At 52.3% G+C, this 18,657-nt stretch carries 17 protein-coding genes, 1 pseudogene and 1 riboswitch; of the genes and pseudogenes, 17 read left to right on the top strand and 1 reads right to left on the bottom strand.

Annotated features, from left to right (window positions below; genetic code table 11):
- Positions 1–163: 163 nt before the first annotated feature.
- The 8 genes and pseudogenes from P0X86_RS25745 to P0X86_RS25710 all read left to right on the top strand — a co-directional run bounded on the left by P0X86_RS25745 (position 164) and on the right by P0X86_RS25710 (position 6,162).
- Positions 164–724: a cob(I)yrinic acid a,c-diamide adenosyltransferase gene (locus tag P0X86_RS25745; protein ID WP_015737133.1), complete on the top strand. Its 561-nt coding sequence runs from the start codon at positions 164–166 to the stop codon at positions 722–724.
- 3 nt (positions 725–727) lie between these two features.
- Entirely contained in the window at positions 728–1,792 is a 1,065-nt protein-coding gene (locus P0X86_RS25740; RefSeq protein ID WP_277746791.1) for an RluA family pseudouridine synthase, read from the top strand.
- Positions 1,789–2,151 carry an arsenate reductase family protein gene (locus P0X86_RS25735; protein ID WP_213579622.1) on the top strand — a complete coding sequence of 121 codons (363 nt, stop codon included), beginning with the start codon at positions 1,789–1,791 and terminating at the stop codon, positions 2,149–2,151. The genes P0X86_RS25740 and P0X86_RS25735 overlap by 4 nt, the downstream gene beginning before the upstream one ends.
- Before the next feature lie 298 nt (positions 2,152–2,449).
- Positions 2,450–3,346, top strand: a complete 897-nt coding sequence (locus P0X86_RS25730; protein WP_015737130.1) for a 5'-3' exonuclease — start codon at positions 2,450–2,452, stop codon at positions 3,344–3,346.
- Between the two features lie 15 nt (positions 3,347–3,361).
- A complete protein-coding gene (locus P0X86_RS25725; protein ID WP_277746790.1) occupies positions 3,362–3,760 on the top strand; it encodes a hypothetical protein in 399 nt (132 codons plus the stop codon).
- Positions 3,748–3,877: pseudogene (locus P0X86_RS25720) on the top strand (molybdate ABC transporter permease subunit); the annotation flags it as partial. The gene P0X86_RS25725 and the pseudogene P0X86_RS25720, both read left to right, overlap by 13 nt.
- A 177-nt stretch (positions 3,878–4,054) precedes the next feature.
- Complete coding sequence (locus P0X86_RS25715) at positions 4,055–4,951, top strand: ROK family protein (RefSeq protein WP_096776417.1); 897 nt, start codon at positions 4,055–4,057, stop codon at positions 4,949–4,951.
- Positions 4,952–5,136: 185 nt separating this feature from the next.
- Positions 5,137–6,162 carry an HRDC domain-containing protein gene (locus P0X86_RS25710; protein ID WP_277746789.1) on the top strand — a complete coding sequence of 342 codons (1,026 nt, stop codon included), beginning with the start codon at positions 5,137–5,139 and terminating at the stop codon, positions 6,160–6,162.
- 152 nt (positions 6,163–6,314) lie between these two features.
- Here P0X86_RS25710 and corA read toward each other — a convergent pair whose 3' ends face one another.
- Positions 6,315–7,250, bottom strand: a complete 936-nt coding sequence (corA, locus tag P0X86_RS25705) for a magnesium/cobalt transporter CorA (protein ID WP_009594304.1) — start codon at positions 7,248–7,250, stop codon at positions 6,315–6,317.
- A 442-nt stretch (positions 7,251–7,692) separates the two neighbouring features.
- Positions 7,693–7,821, top strand: a riboswitch (SAM riboswitch).
- A gap of 131 nt (positions 7,822–7,952) precedes the next feature.
- Between corA and metA the strand changes: the two genes are divergently transcribed.
- From metA to liaF, 9 genes are all read left to right on the top strand, one after another.
- Positions 7,953–8,870: a homoserine O-acetyltransferase MetA gene (gene metA, locus P0X86_RS25700; protein WP_015737127.1), complete on the top strand. Its 918-nt coding sequence runs from the start codon at positions 7,953–7,955 to the stop codon at positions 8,868–8,870.
- A gap of 24 nt (positions 8,871–8,894) precedes the next feature.
- On the top strand, positions 8,895–10,079 hold the full coding sequence (locus P0X86_RS25695) for a PLP-dependent transferase (protein ID WP_277746788.1): 1,185 nt from the start codon (positions 8,895–8,897) through the stop codon (positions 10,077–10,079).
- Positions 10,076–11,296: an aminotransferase class I/II-fold pyridoxal phosphate-dependent enzyme gene (locus P0X86_RS25690; RefSeq protein WP_255250641.1), complete on the top strand. Its 1,221-nt coding sequence runs from the start codon at positions 10,076–10,078 to the stop codon at positions 11,294–11,296. Before P0X86_RS25695 ends, P0X86_RS25690 begins: the two co-directional genes overlap by 4 nt.
- 165 nt (positions 11,297–11,461) lie before the next feature.
- Positions 11,462–12,595 carry a cyclic dehypoxanthinyl futalosine synthase gene (gene mqnC, locus P0X86_RS25685; protein ID WP_015737124.1) on the top strand — a complete coding sequence of 378 codons (1,134 nt, stop codon included), beginning with the start codon at positions 11,462–11,464 and terminating at the stop codon, positions 12,593–12,595.
- A gap of 264 nt (positions 12,596–12,859) precedes the next feature.
- The gene (locus P0X86_RS25680; protein WP_096776413.1) at positions 12,860–13,765 is read left to right on the top strand and encodes a putative sporulation protein YtxC; all 906 of its coding nucleotides are present in this window, start codon (positions 12,860–12,862) and stop codon (positions 13,763–13,765) included.
- Positions 13,766–14,228: 463 nt separating this feature from the next.
- Complete coding sequence (thrS, locus tag P0X86_RS25675) at positions 14,229–16,166, top strand: threonine--tRNA ligase (protein ID WP_036659961.1); 1,938 nt, start codon at positions 14,229–14,231, stop codon at positions 16,164–16,166.
- A 105-nt stretch (positions 16,167–16,271) separates the two neighbouring features.
- The gene (locus P0X86_RS25670; RefSeq protein WP_009594309.1) at positions 16,272–17,018 is read left to right on the top strand and encodes a 3D domain-containing protein; all 747 of its coding nucleotides are present in this window, start codon (positions 16,272–16,274) and stop codon (positions 17,016–17,018) included.
- A 132-nt stretch (positions 17,019–17,150) separates the two neighbouring features.
- The gene (locus P0X86_RS25665; RefSeq protein WP_009594314.1) at positions 17,151–17,351 is read left to right on the top strand and encodes a hypothetical protein; all 201 of its coding nucleotides are present in this window, start codon (positions 17,151–17,153) and stop codon (positions 17,349–17,351) included.
- A 199-nt stretch (positions 17,352–17,550) separates the two neighbouring features.
- Positions 17,551–18,657, top strand: a complete 1,107-nt coding sequence (gene liaF, locus P0X86_RS25660; protein ID WP_096776410.1) for a cell wall-active antibiotics response protein LiaF — start codon at positions 17,551–17,553, stop codon at positions 18,655–18,657.

The raw sequence follows: 18,657 nt of genomic DNA, 5'->3' as shown, positions 1-18,657 counted from the left end.
TGTTTGTGTTTAAAACCAAACGCCAACCTAAAGCACTTCCCTCTAGGCGTTATCGGCCTTGGGTTTATTCGGCCGCAGCGGGAACGTGATCCGAAATTATGCTATAGTGAGCATAATAAGATGTTATGGTGTTCGTTCAAGATATGAAATGGAGGAAGATGTGATGAAGGTATATACAAGAACGGGAGATGCGGGGGAGACTTCGATTATTGGCGGTCGCGTGCCCAAGGATGATCCGCGCATCGAAGCGTACGGCACGATCGATGAATTGAACAGCTTTGTCGGTCAGGCCGTGTGCTTGGCCAAGGAAGCCGATTTTGAGGAGCTGTATCTTCAGCTCGTTCAAATCCAGCATGAACTGTTCGATTGCGGCTCGGATCTGGCTTATGCGAGGCCGCGGGAGGATAAACTCAAGGTCGGTGCCGAGCTTGTGGATCGTCTGGAGGCGTGGCTGGATGCATTCGAAGAGAAGAACCCTCCGCTTGAGCGCTTTATTCTGCCGGGCGGAAGCGCCTTGTCTTCTTCGCTGCATGTATGCCGGACCGTATGCCGCCGCGCAGAAAGGTTGACCGTTACGCTGCAGCGAACCACCGAGATCAATCCGGAGGTCCGCCGGTACTTGAACCGGTTGTCCGATTATTTCTTTGTTGTCGCACGGGCAGCCAATGTGCATGCCGGGATACCTGATGTTGAATATGAGCGAAGCGGAAAGGTGTTCCGGTAATAGATGAGTCTGTACTATCCGCCAATCCGCTATGTCGTGCCTTCACACGAAGACGGCATGCTGCTTAAGACCATTTTGCAAAAAAGAATGGGGGTATCCCGCAAGCTGCTCTCCCGCCTCAAATTGACGGAGCAGGGCATTATGCTGAACGGGACCCGCGTATATATTAGCGTTAAAGTGCAAGCGGGCGATTTGGTCGAAATTCGGATGGAGCAGGAACGTTCCAACGATATGCTGCCCCAGCCCATGGAACTTCATATTCTGTACGAGGATGAGCATCTGCTTGTCTTGAACAAGCCGGCAGGGGTCATCGTGCATCCCACGCATGGGCATTACACCGACACGCTGGCCAACGGGGTCGTTCATTATTGGCAGGAGAAGGGCTGGAATTACCGGTTCAGAGCGGTTCACCGGCTCGATCAGGAGACTTCCGGCGTACTGGTAATCGCGAAGAATGCGTATATTCATCAGCATGTTTCCGAACAAATGATTGCCGGCACCGTCGATAAGAGGTATGTCGCTTTTGTGCATGGAAGACCTTCTTCGCAGACAGGCGATATTGACGGTCCGATTGATCGGGATCCGTTGGAGCCCCACCGGCGCATCGTAACCCCGGAAGGATATCCTTCGCTTACGCGGTATAGGGTATGCGAAACATACCCCTCCGCATCCTTGATTGAATTGAAGCTCGAAACAGGCCGGACGCATCAAATTCGGGTGCATATGCTAAGCATCGGTTGTCCATTGATCGGAGATCAGATGTACAGGCATCCCGTATACAGCGATCAGGAATTGTTATCGAATGCGCCGGAGAGGGATGAGGATTCCCATGGGGCCGTCGGGTCATTGGATCCGTTAGCCGCAACGATCATGAGGCTGGACGGCTATATGGACAGGCAGGCGCTGCATGCGGCAAGCCTGACGCTGATGCATCCGATAGAGGGGAAGACGATGGTATTCACGGCCCCGCTACCTGAGGACATGAAATCATTGAGATTAGCGCTCGCGCAAGAAGCTGTCACTTCATTATGTAACACTACAACATTAGAGGGAGAACCTATTGAATGAGCAAACTGAAAGTATATCAATATCCGAAATGCGGGACTTGCCGCAACGCCGTGAAATGGCTGCAGAACGAAGGACATGAGCTGGAGCTTCAACATATTTTCGAACAACCGCCAAAGAAGGATGAGTTAGCCGGCCTGATCGCCAAGAGCGGACTGGAGCTAAAGAAATTTTTCAATACGAGCGGCGAGGTATACAAGGAAATGAACCTGAAAGACAAGCTGCCCGGCCTTTCCGATGAGGAGAAGATCGAACTGTTGTCTTCCAACGGAAGATTGATCAAGCGTCCGATCGTGACCGACGGCAGCAAAGTAACCGTCGGCTTCAAAGCGGAGCAATATCAGGAGGCATGGCAGAAGTAACGGTCGTTTTTGGGATATGACAGACACAAAAGACAAACTGCGGCAGTGATTGATTACAAGAGTCGCGGAATCGGTTTGCCGAAGGGCAGCCATTCGCCGGTAACGATGTCGTCCTGCTGATGAAGGCAGAGCATTCCATGGTCTTTCGACCATCGGAATGTTCTTTTTTTTTGTGAGCAGCCCGCGATAGGAAATTCAAAGAAATACCCTGTGACAAGCCCAAGTCCATATAAGGATATGGTATAATGACAAGGTATATCTTAAGGTTATACCAGAGAAGTTAAAGTTAGGAGCGATCATGACCGTGATACCCAATCCACAACCATCCTTAATGCTCGTCGACGGGATGGCTTTATTATTTCGTGCTTATTATGCAACCGCGTCCAGCGGTTATATCCGTCGTACCAAAGCGGGTGTGCCGACCAACGCGATTTACGGTTTCCTGCGGTATATGTGGGATGCCATCGATAAATTTCAGCCTACCCATGTGGCTTGCTGCTGGGATATGGGCTCAAAAACATTCCGTACGGAGCAATTCGCCTCGTATAAAGGCAATCGTCCGGAAGCGCCGGATGACTTGGTTCCGCAGTTCTCGCTGGTTCGCGACGTGACGGAATGCCTCGGGATCCCGAATCTGGGCGTTGTGGGTTATGAGGCCGATGACTGCATCGGTACGCTTGCCAGACGGTTCGGAGATAGCATGAACGTCATGATCCTGTCGGGCGACCACGATTTGCTTCAGCTCGTGAACGATTCGACTTCGGTCATCATTATGAAAAAGGGGCATGGCAATTATATGCACTATACACCGGAGACGCTTTATGCCGAAAAGGGTCTTTCTCCAAGACAGGTAATCGATGTAAAAGGCCTGATGGGAGATACGAGCGACAATTATCCGGGCGTACGCGGGATCGGCGAGAAGACGGCTGTCAAGCTGATCCAGGAATATGAATCCGTGGAAGGCATCCTTGCCAATCTGGATTCATTGACCAAAGGGGTTCGCACCAAGATCGAAGCGGATTTGGAGATGCTGCATCTGTCCCGGGCCCTGGCCGAAATTCATTGCGAGGTTCCAATGGAATGCGAGCTCGATTTGTGCCGCCTGAGCGTGGATCACGAACGTGCGTTAACCAAACTGGAGGAGCTGGAAATGAAGAGTCTTGGCCATCTTTTTGGGGTGGCGGTGGTTTCCTAGCCGCTTCGGTCGAAGGTGTCGTACCGGAGACATCCGCAGCAGGCCGGGGCACTTCTTCAATTCACCAGGAAGCCTGAAATCAGCGGCGTCTACATGGTGGCTGGATTGTGTTTGTGGAGCCGTCGTCGTGACCATGACGAAAATGCTCGGCTCGGGTTGCCGGAATGGCAGTCGATAAAAACATCACTGCGGTCCAGCATCAGTGCCTTTATACTGGAATCAGCGGCGGCACGCTGGATGTCCCGGCGCGCGTTTGTCGGCAGAACGGCCGGCGAAACGCAGCTGATGCTTCTGCCAATGGTGGTAGGCTTTCCGTCCGCTAATGGTACTGAGCGGAAACAGATGGATCCGAGCTGCCGCAGGTCCGCGAGGCAGGCGTATCGGCGTTCTTTCTGGCTTTTGCCGGAGGTTTAGGCGAATTTGAGGCAACCTGGATGGGTTGCAGGCAATATACCGTGCGTCACGCAAACGCTGCCCACGGCGATTTACGTTGCGGTTAGCAATGGCCAAAGCGGGCTGGCATGGGCGTGGCGACGGTTATGATTTTGTTCCCATGGCTGTTACTCCCGCGGCTCGGAACGGGCAGAGGCAGAGAAAGAGGCAGGCAGACTTGACGGGAGCACAATGTTTACATATGCTTCGAATAGAGCTTGTTAGCAACCATATAGAGAACAAGGCACAGCACATCGTGGAGAGGATGGAAGAAGCATGAGTTTACTTGGAGCAATTGAAGCAGGAGGAACCAAGTTCGTTTGCGGCGTGGGTACGGAGGATGGAACGGTTGTGGAGCGAGTGAGCTTTCCGACGACAACCCCTGAAGAAACCATGGCAAACGTCTTTAACTTTTTTGCGGATAAGGATATAGAGGCGATCGGAGTCGGTTCGTTCGGACCGATTGACCCGGTGAAAGGCAGCCCGACCTACGGCTGCATTACAACGACGCCGAAGCCGCATTGGAGCAATTACAATATCGTCAAAGCATTGGAAGAGCGTTTTGACGTTCCGATCGGATTTGATACGGATGTAAACGGAGCTGCTCTTGGAGAATATACGTGGGGGGCGGCCCAGGGACTGGACAGCTGTCTTTATATCACCATCGGAACGGGAGTGGGAGCAGGCGCCGTGGTATCCGGCGAACTGATTCACGGCCTGTCCCATCCGGAGATGGGGCATATTTACGTCCGCCGTCATCCGGAAGACAAATATGAGGGGACCTGTCCTTATCATGCAGACTGTTTGGAGGGGCTTGCTGCGGGACCGTCTCTTGGCAAACGCTGGGGTGTTCCCGGCGTGGAATTGACGCCGGATCATCCGGCTTGGGAGATGGAAGCTTATTATCTCGCTCAAGCGCTGATGAATTATGTCCTCATCTTGTCCCCTCAGCGGATCGTGATGGGTGGAGGCGTGATGAAGCAGGAGCAGCTGTTCCCGCTGATCCGCACGAAGCTTCAAGAGCTGCTGGCAGGATATGTTCAGCATCCAAGCCTTCATGACGGGATCGATCAATTCATCGTTCCGCCGATGCTCGGCGATAATGCGGGTCTCTGCGGCGCATTGGCATTGGCCAAGCTGGCAGTGGATGAAGCCAAGAGCATTCAAGCTTAGCCTGATTTCTTATATAGGGCAAGTTCAAAATGGATTGGATTCTATTACAGATTATGGTATTATAGTTTCAACAGTATAATGTATGGAACGAAGGAAGCACCTTTCTTGCCGCTGCGCGGAGGAGAGGTGCTTTTTTGCGTTGTTCCGCCTTTATGCTGATTGCGTAAACGGGAGGTTATCGAGGGATGCAAATTGTGTTCATGAATCGGATGAGCGGAGCGGATGAGTCAGGTCATCTCCGTTCGGCCCAAGTATGGATCGGCGAGGAAGAAGGAGGATGGCGACTCGGCTGGCGGAATATGGAACCGGACGGTGAAGTTTCCGATGACGAATGGTATGAAGGCAACTCATGGAATGAGCTGCTATGCGTGTATCGGCACCAGCTTGCGAAGAAGCTCGGAGAAGGCTTCCGCCCGCTAATCGAAGGGGTATTCCATGAACCTGGGGAGACCGGGAGCAAGAATCTCGGCACTCAGAAGCTGCAGTGTTACAGCGAGCTGTACGGATCGGAGGAGCTGTACACGGAGCTGTGCGCCTGGCGCAGGAGAAAGGCAGCATCCGGAAGAAAAGCGCCCTATTTCATTGCCAGCAACCGGGTGCTGCGTATGATCAGCGCTTTTGTTCCCCAGAGTGAGGAAGAGCTGCTGCAGCTTCCGGGAATCGGGGTTAGCAAGGCTTCGGAGCACGGGGTGGAATGGCTGGAGATTACGACGAAAACCGAGCGAACCACCACGTTTCCACTGGATTGGGTGTATACGCAGCTGCCGGAAGAGGAGTTCTTGTCCTGGCTGTATAAACAGAAGGAACAGAGATATCAGCAGGAGCTTGAACGCTTCCGAACCCGCCGTGCGATGCTGATTGGCATAGCCGAGGGCGCTTCGCTGACCGAGCTTGAAGCGCGTACCTCGCTGTCGCGCCGGGATTTGGTCGAGGAATTGGAAGGGCTTGAGAAGGAAGGCTATGATACGGAGCAGCTGCTCCAGGTCGAATTGAACACGATGACGGCTGCGGAGCAGGAAAACGTATGGAAGGCGTTTGAAGAGTTGGGCGATACGTTTCTTAAACCTGTGTTACAGCGGGTATACGGACAGGGACAAGCGGAGAACGCAGAAGCAGAAGAGCTGGGCGGAACGGAGAGGCTGTATGAGCGGCTTCGTCTCATACGGATCCGCTTTCGGCGCGATCAGCCCGGCAAAGCGAATGCCGGTTAATCTGCCTTAAACGAAGTCAGGACGGATTCTCCCGGTTGCAGGGAGATCCGTCCTGATGCTAATTCGCCGTGCTTGTAGATTGAGTTTGAATTGCGGCCGTTCGTATGAACCGTTGTGATCCGGCCAGTACTCTCCCCTTTGACCAGGGTGCCTCATATCCAATCTTTTTTACGGAACAGGTAAAACATGAGCGCGCCGGCAAAAACCATGATGCCGATAACCACATAATAGGAATATCTCCAATGAAGTTCCGGCATATACTCAAAGTTCATGCCGTAGATGCCCGTAATCAGCGTCAATGGAATAAAGATCGTTGTAATAGCGGTAAACACGCGCATGATTTCATTGGCCCGATTGGCGATACTGGATTGGTAAGCTTCCCGAAGGTTCCCCATGAGATCCCGATAGGTCTCGAACGTTTCGGAAATTTTAACGGCATTTTCATAGATATCGCTGAAGTATTTCTGCAGCTGGTCATCGATCAGCCGAAGATCTTTTTTGTTGAGCGTATTGATAACTTCCTTCTGAGGTCCAAGCACCTTCTTCAACCAAAGAATCTCGCTTCGCAGACCGATGATCTCGCTGAGATGGGATTTTTTGGTATGCATCAGAATGTCTTCCTCCAGCTTTTCAATCCGCGCTTCAATTCGGTCCCCTACGGAGAAGTAGTTGTCCGTGACGAGGTCGATCAAGAGATAGAGGAAGCGGTCGGGCGTGCTGACTTCATCCTCCCAGAGTAGCGGTTTGACGGTGCGGAGCTCATGGATCTTTTGCTTGGTCACCGTAATAATAAAATGCCTGCCCAGGAAAACATTCAATGCCCGAAGGAAAATCTCTTCGTCGTCAAACCGGATGCTGTTCACGACGATAAAATAGTGGTTCTCGTATATTTCAATTTTGGGACGCTGCTCCTCTTCGCTGAGGCAATCCTCAACGGCAAGATCATGCAGGGAGAAGAGGGGCTGCAGTTCGGCTAAATCATCCACGTCCGCATCCAGCCAGTAGAAGCCGCTGGCCGGAGCTGTCAGCGTCATTTCGATGTCATCAACAGGGGTAAATACGCCCGAATCGACCAACCGGATTTTCATCTGATATCACTCCTTTGTCTAATCCAAGCTGCTTAAGTCAAGCAGTTAAGGCACAGGATATCAGCCCACCGGTGTACGGGCATAAATCGAGGAAGGTTAGAATACGATAAAAAGCGCATGAAAAATAACGCTGCCCTCTGCCGGTAAGCTGATCTTGATCCTATGCGGTTGTGCGTCTTGTGCATCCAGTTTCTGGCTCGGGTCACCGTCCATCTTCCATGTCACCTCTTTCATACTCGGTTTTAAACAGCACTTGTCTAGTATAACGCCGGGTGTAGGACCTTTCAAGTGAAATCCGGAGCAGTCCAAGGGCCATGATATAGGGTATGGAAACCTTTGGTGAAGTGTGACAAACTCATGAAAAGGTTCTTGACGAAAAATTGAGGATGATTTAAAGTAGGTATCAATTACGAAACAATTCCAAACAACTGAATAAAGCGAAATCTTATCAAGAGCAGGTGGAGGGACTAGCCCTATGAAACCCGGCAACCGGCGGCAACATCGCACGGTGCTAATTCTTGCAGGAGATACGACGATTGTATAAGCCGTTGTATAGCCTGACAGATGAGAGAGGCGCATTGTGATACGTATATGATGACCTTTCTCTACTTCGAGAAAGGTCTTCTTGCGTTTATACAGTCTAACGCTCTTTCTCACAGCTTTATGGATGTATCATTTCATATTTCGAAGGAGTGAGCCGAGATGCCAATTAAAATTCCGGATGCCCTGCCGGCAAAGGAAGTTCTGGCTGGAGAAAACATTTTTGTCATGGATGAGAGTCACGCGTTTCATCAGGATATCCGCCCGCTGCGGATTGCGATCCTGAATTTGATGCCAACCAAGGAAACGACGGAGACCCAGCTGCTGCGATTGATCGGCAACTCCCCGCTCCAGGTGGATGTCGTCCTTCTTCACCCGAGTTCCCACGTATCGAAGAATACGTCGGCCGAGCATTTGAAATCATTTTACAAAACCTTTGAAGAAGTGAAGAACCGTCGTTTTGACGGCATGATCATTACAGGAGCTCCGGTCGAGCAGCTGGAGTTCGAAGAAGTGAATTACTGGGATGAGCTTACTGAAATTTTTGAATGGACCAAGACCCATGTAACCTCCACGCTCCATATCTGCTGGGCGTCGCAAGCCGGGCTTTATTATCATTACGGCGTGCCGAAATACAGCCTCGAGGAAAAGTGCTTTGGCGTATTTCCGCATACGATCAATGAAGCGTGTACCAAGCTGCTCCGCGGATTTGACGAAATGTTCTTTGTTCCGCATTCCCGTCATACGGAAGTTCGGCGCGAAGACATAACAGGCGTGGATGATTTGGTCATCCTGTCCGAGTCCGAGGAAGCAGGGATTTATTTGGTATCCAGCCGGGACGGCAAGCAGATTTTTGCCACAGGGCATTCCGAGTATGATGCGGACTCCCTGAAATGGGAGTATGACCGGGACGTTGCCAAAGGCATGGACATCGCGCTGCCGCGCAACTATTACCCGAACGACGATCCAACAAGAACGCCTCCGTCCATATGGCGCGCGCATGCAAACTTATTATTCACTAATTGGCTCAATTACTATGTATATCAGGAAACGCCATATGATATCGGTCCGCAAATTTAACAGCGTACGGGAGGAGAGTTTGTGATGGAGAAGAAACCTTTGAATATAGAGAGCCGGCTGGCACAGATCGGATCGGTGCAGGAGCCGGTAACGGGAGCAGTGAATTTTCCGATTTATCAGGCTACGGCATACCGCCATCCTAAATTAGGCCAGAGCACGGGGTTTGATTATGCCCGCACCAAGAATCCGACCCGTTCGGTACTCGAGGATGCTTGCGCCGAGCTGGAATCCGGTGACGCCGGCTTTGCCTGCAGCTCGGGCATGGCGGCCCTTCAGACGATTTTTGCGCTGTTCGGTCAAGGCGATCACCTGATTGTGTCGCTCGATCTGTACGGAGGGACGTATCGGCTGCTGGAGCGGATCATGTCCAAGTTCGGGGTAACGGCAACCTACGTGGATACGAACGACTTGGATGCGCTGGAAGGATCCAGACGACCGAACACGAAGGCCGTATTTATCGAAACGCCGACCAATCCGCTCATGATGGTTACGGATATCGAAGCCGTCTGTACGTGGGCAAGACGCCATCAATTGATCAGCATCGTGGATAATACGCTGCTAACCCCGTATTTCCAGAGACCCATCGAGCTTGGGGCGGATATCGTCATACATAGCGCCACCAAGTATCTGGGAGGGCATAACGATGTGCTGGCAGGCATCATCGTGACGAAGGGCAAGGAATTATCCGAGGAGATGGCCTTCCTTCATAACTCCATCGGGGCGGTGCTGAGTCCTTCCGATTCCTATCAGTTAATGAGGGGAATGAAGACACTCGCGCTTCGCATGGACCGGCACGAATCGAATGCAACCGCGGTGGCAACCTTTTTGACAACCCACCCGGCGATCGGCGAGGTGTATTACCCTGCTCTGCCGGATCATCCGGGGCATGAGATCCAGAATCGCCAATCCAGCGGCAACACGGGCATCTTCTCCTTCAAGGTGAAGGACGCCCGCTATGTCGAGCCGGTGCTGCGGCACATCAAACTGATTGCATTCGCAGAAAGCCTTGGAGGCGTCGAGTCCCTGATGACATACCCGGCGGTCCAGACCCATGCGGACATCCCGCTTAAGATTCGGGAAGCGATCGGCGTGGACGACCGCTTGCTTCGGTTCTCGGTCGGCATCGAGCATGCGGATGACCTGATCGAGGATTTGGATGCTGCGCTGGGCGCGGCTATGGCAGAAGTGGAAGGGAGCACGGGAGCATGAGCATCGATAAAGGTCTATCCGGCTTGGGAACGGAAACCAAGCAGGTATCAGTAAAACAGGGACACCAAGAAGAACTTCGTTTCGAGACGAAACTATTGCATTTCGGCGGGGAAATCGACCGGGCAACCGGCGCCTCAAGCGTTCCGATCTATCAAGCCTCGACGTTTCATCATGAAGACGTCTTTAACCCGCCGCTGCACGATTACAGCCGTTCCGGCAATCCGACGCGGCAAGCGCTGGAAGATTATATCGCCCTCTTGGAAGGAGGCGTGCGCGGCTTCGCTTATGCATCCGGCATGGCGGCGATCTCCAGCTCGTTCATGCTGCTGTCCGCGGGCGATCACATGATCGTGACGGAGGACGTATACGGCGGAACCTACCGCCTGCTGACCAGCATACTGAGCCGTATGGGCATCGAGAGCACCTTCGTCGACATGACCGATCTGGAGCAGGTGAAGGCGGCCCTCAAACCGAATACAAAAGCGGTTTATATGGAAACCCCTTCGAACCCGACCTTGAAAATTACCGACATCGGCGCCGTCACGGATTGGGCGAAGGAGCAAGGCCTGCTTACCCTGCTGGACAATACGTTCATGACGCCGTTCTATCAGCGCCCGATCGAGTTCGGCGTGGATATCGTCATCCACAGCGCAACCAAATTCCTTGGCGGACACAGCGATGTGCTGGCAGGTCTCGCCGTAGCCAGAACCCAGGAGCTGGGAGACCAGTTGAAACAGCTGCAAAATGGTTTGGGCACGGTGCTTGGAGTGCAGGATTCCTGGCTCCTTATGCGGGGCATGAAGACGCTCGGCACTCGGATGGCCCACTCCGAGCAAAGCGCGGCCAAGCTGGCGGCCTGGCTGCAGGGAAGAAGCGATATTGAGCAAGTGTATTACCCCGGCCTCTTGAATCATCCGGGACGGGAAGTCCATGAGAAGCAATCGAGCGGTTACGGCGCGGTCATCTCCTTTGACGTCGGCTCAGGCGAGCGTGCGAAGCAGGTGCTGAACCGCGTGAAGCTGCCGCTGGTAGCCGTCAGCCTGGGAGCAGTGGAAAGCATCCTGTCGTATCCGGCGATGATGTCCCATGCGGCCATGGGCGAGAAGGTTCGGCATGAGCGCGGCATTACCGACGGTTTGCTCCGCTTCTCGGTCGGACTGGAGGATGTGGATGACCTGATTGCCGATTTGGACCAGGCCTTTTCTGCCAGCAATTAAAGATTTTTTAGAAGCAATGAACCTCATTTGAAGATTTGCCAAATCATAGAATTCGGCATCCTGTCACGGACGGGATGTCGTTTTTAATGGCGGAATGTGGTAGGATGGGATAGATGAAGTTTTACTGGTGATTTGTATTTTGTTTTAAGTAGGGAGGCTGCAAGAATGAGTGCGGTAAACCGTATATTGGATAAAGCTTTACGCGGTGAGCGTTTAAATTTGGAAGATACCGTGACCCTTTTTGAGAGTGATGAGATCGAGAAGATTGGCCATGCGGCGGATGTGATGACCAAGCGCCTGCATCCGGATCCCATCACGACGTTTGTTATCGGCCGGAATATCAACTACACCAACATATGTGATGTATTCTGCCGTTTCTGTGCTTTTTATCGCAGACCCGGCTCTTCCGAGGGCTATGTTCTGCCGGATGAGACGATCTTCCAGAAGATTCAGGAAACCGAGGACGTTAACGGTACTGAAATTTTGATGCAGGGCGGAGTCAATCCGGATTTGCCTTTCAATTATTATACGGATCTGCTTCGCAATATTAAGAAGCGGTTCCCTAACATTACGATGCATTCCTTCTCCCCGGCGGAAATCATGAAGATGGTGGAGATCTCCGGGCTCACACTCGAAGAGGTGATGCGCGAGCTTCACAGCGCCGGTCTGGATTCGCTGCCTGGCGGCGGCGCGGAGATTCTGGATGATCGCATCCGCAAAAAAGTCAGCCGTTTGAAAGGTACATGGCGGCAATGGATGGATGTCATGCAGACGGCCCATAAGGTCGGCATGAACACGACGGCTACCATGGTGATCGGTCTGGGCGAAACGATGGAAGAGCGTGCGCTACATATGCTTCGCGTGCGTGATGCGCAGGATGAATGCATCCAGAACGGTTATGATTCCAAAGGCTTCCTTGCCTTCATTCCGTTTACCTTCCAGCCGGACAACACGAACCTCAAGCGCGAGCGCGAAACGCCGGAAGCGTACCTGAAGACGGTAGCCATCGGCCGGCTTGCGATCGACAACGTGCCGAACCTGCAATCGTCCTGGGTAACGATGGGGCCTGAGATCGGCAAGCTGTCGCTCAGTTACGGCTGCAACGACTTCGGCAGCACGATGATGGAGGAGAACGTGGTGTCTTCCGCAGGCGCCGTGTACAAGGTCAACATTGAATCGATTATTCAATTAATCCGCGAGACCGGCAACATTCCGGCTCAGCGCAACACCCGGTATGATATCCTTCGCGTGTTCGAGGATAACAGCACCGTGGAGCGCGACTTCGTAATGCAGAACTAATCGCATAACTTATAATCCGCAAGACGGGCCGACTCGGCCCGTTTTTTTATTTAGATATCAGAAAGTATACATTCAAAAAGCATGAACCTTCCTGATATCGCATTAAAAAATTACTATTCAGAGGGGCAGGCCCTTCATGGAACGTGCGTTGATAAACATTTTTAATATGCGCGCCGGGACTTGCTTGTTTTTCCAAGCAGGAGTTCCGTATATACCCGAGCGGGTCCCCATATACTGAAAAGGGAACTCGAAAGGAGTGATTCCATGGAACTGTTCAGCATTTCTGTCGGTACGCGGACGGAAGACGAGAAAAAGGCGTTCCACCGCATATTGTCAGACAAGCAGAAAGAGCTACATAAACAGTGCAAGCCGCTCAAATTCACATTCAGCGCTTCGAATGACCGCGTGATTTGGACGTGCTCCGGCAAGCTTCCGCTGTCTTCGTGGACCGCATCGGCCGACACGCTGCGCCGGCTTGCTGCCGAAGCGGTCACGGCTTACATTCTGGAGGAGAAGGAGCAGGAGATTGCTGCACGGTTAATGTTCTCGGAATTCGAGTTTGATGATGAGGAAGAAGCAGGGCGGATTTTGCAGTGGTTTTTGATGCTCCTGCAAAAAGAAGAAGGCCCGTCCGGGGATTTCTGGCAGAGCCGCAAGCGCAAGCTGTCCGAAGGCATATATCAATGCCTTAACGAGGCGCCGGAGCTCAATCTGGACGGTTTCATGACCTTCAGGCTCCAGTCCTATGAACAGGAGCTTCGCGAGATGGCCGAGTACGCGGTGGATGAGTTCATGCTTGATCAGCAGTATGAGGAGTTCGTAAGCCTGCTGAAATATTTCGTTTATTTTCAGGAGCCCAAAATGCCGCTGGTTCACGTCATTCATAAAGGGGAAGAGGACTTTTTGCTGCTGGACGGCAATCTTCGCCCGATCGAACGCCCTCGTGACGACGGACTGGTTATGGAAAGGCTGGACCAGGAGATGGAGATTGAGGATATGGTCGTCAGCACGCTGATTTCGGTATCTCCGGCCCGCATGATTATCCACACGAGACAGCCGGAGCTTCCCGTCATCGCAACATTGGCCCATATCTTTGATAACCGAGCCGAAGTATGCTGCAGCTGTCCGGAATGCAGCGCGCTTCTGGGAAGCGGACGAATGATGACTTGACGCACCGAAGCGGTCAGGATTATAATTACTGATAAATTCACGTAAAAGCTCTGACAAAGACATGAATCAATCCGGATCCGACCGCTCAGAGAGAGGAAACCTCGGCTGCAATTTCCTCCGGTTCGCCATTGATTTACCCCTTTGTAGCTGTGTCGTCGAACCCGCAAGTCATCAAGAATGCGGATGAGTAGGCTTCACCGGTTCATGACCGTTACTCAATGCTGATGAAGGATCTTAATCGATTATGTACCGGGTACATAAGAGGATGGAGAGATCGAATTAGGGTGGAACCACGGGTATAACACTCGTCCCTTCGCGGGACGGGTGTTTTTTGCATGTTCCGGTATCCTTCGCTGAAGTCCAGGCGGGCTTGTGAACAGCCCAAGGCCTTGCTTCACGGGGAGACTAACGCGTCCTTCATATATGGAAGAAACGTGAAAACTTTTTTGGGGAGGAATACAAGGTGGCTATTAGCATTAAACTGCCTGACGGCTCCGTACGGGAGTATGAGGCCGGCAGCAATATCGAGGATGTGGCTGCGTCGATCAGCAGCGGACTGAGAAAGAATGCCGTTGCGGGAAAAATGGACGGGATCGTCGTGGATTTATCCACTCCGCTTCAGGACGGAGCGCTGATCGAAATCGTTACGCAGGATACGCCCGAAGGGCTTGAGGTGATGCGCCACAGTACAGCGCATTTGCTGGCTCAGGCAACCAAGCGTTTGTATGGACAGAAAGAAGTCAAGCTTGGCGTGGGGCCGGTCATCGAAGACGGCTTCTATTACGACATGGACCTGGAAGAGCCTTTGAATCCGGAGGATCTGCAGAAGATCGAGAAGGAAATGGAACGCATCATCGGCGAGAATCTGCCGATCGTCCGCAAGGAAGTGAGCCGTGCGGAAGCGCTGCGCATTTTCGGCGAGCTTGGCGATCCATACAAACTGGAGCTGATCAACGCCCTGCCGGAGGACAGCATCATTACGATTTACGAGCAGGGCGAATTCTTCGACCTTTGCCGTGGACCGCACGTCCCTTCAACTGGCAAAATCAAGGTGTTCAAGCTGATGAACGTGGCAGGCGCATACTGGCGCGGCGACAGCAAGAACAAAATGCTTCAGCGTGTTTACGGTACGGCGTTTGTGAAAAAAGCGCAGCTCGACGAGCATCTTCGCCTGCTGGAGGAAGCCAAAAAGCGCGACCATCGCAAACTGGGCAAGGAATTGCAAATGTTTACGTTCTCTCAGCTCGTTGGACAAGGCTTGCCGATCTGGCTGCCTAACGGAGCTAAGCTGCGCCGTACCCTGGAGCGTTATATCGTGGACATGGAGGAACGCCTGGGTTACCAGCACGTGTACACCCCTGTACTCGGAAACGTGGAGCTGTACAAAACCTCCGGTCACTGGGAGCACTATCAGGAGGACATGTTCCCGAAAATGGAAATGGACAACGAGGAGCTTGTTCTGCGTCCGATGAACTGCCCTCACCATATGATGGTATATAAGAGCGATATGCACAGCTACCGGGATCTGCCGATCCGCATTGCGGAGCTTGGCATGCAGCACCGCTACGAGATGTCCGGCGCGCTGACCGGCCTGCATCGCGTGCGCGCGATGACGCTGAACGACTCGCATATTTTCTGCCGTCCGGATCAGATCAAGGAAGAGTTTGCCCGGGTCATTCAGCTGATCATGACGGTCTACAAGGACTTCGGCATTCACGACTATCGCTTCCGTCTGTCTTACCGGGATCCGCAGGATACCGAGAAGTACTTCCAGAACGACGAAATGTGGGAAATGTCCCAGCGCATGCTGCGTGAAGTAGTGGAGAGCCTGGACATGCCGTTCTATGAAGCGGAAGGCGAAGCTGCCTTCTACGGACCGAAGCTTGACGTTCAGATCCGCACGGCACTGGGCAAGGAAGAAACGCTGTCCACGGTCCAGCTCGACTTCCTGCTGCCTGAGCGCTTTGAGCTGGAATATGTCGGCGACGATGGCCAGAAGCACCGTCCTGTCGTAATCCACCGCGGGATTCTGGGCACCATGGAACGCTTTACGGCATTCTTGCTTGAGAATTTTGCAGGGGCGCTGCCGTTGTGGCTTTCCCCGGTACAGGTCAAAGTCATTCCGGTATCCAACGCCTTTGAAGACTACGCGAAGGAAGTGGCCGAGAAGCTTCAATTCGCCGGTATTTCCGTAGAGCCGGATCTTCGCAACGAGAAGCTGGGCTACAAGATTCGCGAAGCACAGCTCGAGAAGATTCCATACATGTTCATCGTTGGCGAGAACGAGAAAAATGCCGGAGCGGTTTCCGTCCGCAAGCGCGGCGAAGGGGACATCGGGGCCCAGCCGCTGGACGAAATCATCCTCAAGCTGCGTGAAGAAATTAACACCCATGTGGTTTAGTTTAGCCGTAAAAGATAAGTAACCGAGGAAACATGCAGACCTCTGCCATGACGTATATTCTATTCGGGAAGTGGGAACCCTCGCTAGTAAGGGGGAGGTATTCACATGATCCAATGGAAAACATGGCAGAGGTTTTTTGCTGGTTTTATTTTATCAGCCATCTTGTTCAGCGCAGGCTCTACGGCAGTAGAGGCCCGCAATTTGATTCTAAGCGAATCCTACGAATCGACGGACACCCGAAATGTGTATGATCCATCAGAGGAAATACATGGCTCCGATTACGTTGAAATGTCTCGCTTCTATGCGCTGCGCGTGGTAGGTTTTAGTGATATGAATAGATATTTGGAGGTTCCAAGTACGGGGCCGAAGACCAGCGAGCCCGGCAAGAAACGCGAGTCCATGCCGGTGCTTGCCCCGAGGGAGGACCAGGTGCTGCATACGGTGAAGGTAACCGCTACGGGATACACGGCAGGTTACGAGTCGACCGGGAAGAAGCCGGGACATCCCCAGTATGGAATCACCTACTCCGGGGTGAAGGTCAAGCGGGATCGAAATACGCTGTCTACGATTGCCGCGGATCCTGATGTATTTCCGCTCGGCAGCATTCTCTATATCCCCGGCTATGGTTATGGAATCGTAGCGGATATCGGGTCAGCCATCAAGGGCCAGAAGATTGACCTCTATTTCTCCACCACCAAGCAGGTGTTTAAGGAGTGGGGGAAAAAGGACGTTGAGGTGCAGGTCATTAAAACCGGAAGCGGCAAATGCACGGAAGCCATGCTGAGAACCTTGGAGGACGCGATTGAGACCTATCGTTTCCTGCCTTCATCCGTGCTGGAGGAAGCCATTTAGGGTAATTTTGCTGCGCGTCTTTGGCAGTAAACATTTAAGAATAATGACACCCTGTTCATCACATACTACTTTTCGGGGGCCAAACCCCTGAAGAGGATGATGGTATCGCAAATGAACAGGGAGGTGAATATTGTGGCTAAAAAGAACAAGGTGCAAGAGAACTTTAAAACACCTAACGAAAAGTTTAACGCTGAGTTTGCTGAAGAGACCAGCATCGCCAGCAACCCAAAAGGTAACTCCAAAGTACAGGAGAACTACAAAAAACCGAACGAGAAGTTTGACGCTGAGTTTGGCGATCTGAACACACCAGGGGACCATTCTGCAAACCGTTAAGGTGTAGATGTCAACGCCCGTTCGTGCAGCAATAAGACCTCCGCTTAAAGCGGAGGTCTTTTATTGTGGAATCATATCCATTTATATCCAGGGACTCGGTCTCGAGACCGAGATCAACTTCATTCCACCGCCGCTAACCCGTTCATCGCAATATGTTGTACACTGTAATTAAGAAAAAATAGAACTGGAAGGCTAGGGGATGACCATGAGTAGAAAAGGATGGAGCCAGCTTAGCAACGGATTGCTGCTCATCGGCATTGGTGTGGTGTTTCTTCTCAATCAGCTCGATATTATACATGTGGACCTTGGTTATATATTCTCGACATTTTGGCCGGTGTTCATCATCTGGTTCGGGCTGCAAAGCTTGATTTATGCCCGTGGCGGAGCATTGTGGGGCTCGATCGTACCGATCGTGATCGGATCGTACTTTCTCGGAAGAAATCTGGACATGGTCCATTTCTCTTTCGGCGATTTGATCAAATACGCGATTCCGATCATCCTGATCGGGTACGGATTGCAGGTTATTTTCAAACCGAAGGATCATACGCCGCCGCCATCACCGCCAAGTCCGGATGATTTCGGCTCGCATCGTCGGGACGATTACGATATCCCGGAGCCGCCTGAAGCGCGTCCGCTGGAATCCTCCCTGGACGAAGAATTCGAGCGAAGATTCGGCAAGCCAGACAAGGCTGACAAGGCTTATGAAGAGCCGGAGTTCGAATCAAGAGACTCGCACGATTCAAGCAAAGGGTACCGCTGGCAGGGACAGCAGCATGAGCGCCCGCGCCAGGAACGTCCGGATCGCAGCAAGTTCAGAGTTCATGTGGATTTTGACGATAACGGCAAAAGCTACGGCGACGGATCGGAATATAAGGATGAACACCACCATCATCAACATCATCATCACCAATCTTGGCATAGCCATGATACGGTGAACAAGTCCTCTTTTATCGGGGACGTGCACATGGGGAAGGATTATTTCCAGCTGAAGCCGACGAATATTTCGCAGTTCATCGGTGATACGGTATTGGACCTGACCAAAGCTCAAATCCCTTACGGCGAAACGAAAATCAACATCTCGGCGTTTATCGGGGATGTCAAGGTGTTCGTTCCGAACGATTCGGACGTCGGCATTCATGTCACGACCAATTCCTTCATCGGCGATATGAAGGTGCTGGAGGAGTCCCGAAGCGGCTTTATGAGCAATGCCGGCCTGGAAAGCCCGCATTACAGGGAAGCGGGCAAGAAAATTCGAATTACCGTGAGCGTATTTATCGGTGACGTCAAAGTGAATAGGGTAGGTTAA

Origin of the sequence: Paenibacillus sp. BR1-192 (genome assembly GCF_029542445.1) — a bacterium.
Classification (GTDB): domain Bacteria; phylum Bacillota; class Bacilli; order Paenibacillales; family Paenibacillaceae; genus Paenibacillus_AQ; species Paenibacillus_AQ lautus_A.
This window is presented reverse-complemented; position numbering and strand designations above follow the sequence as displayed.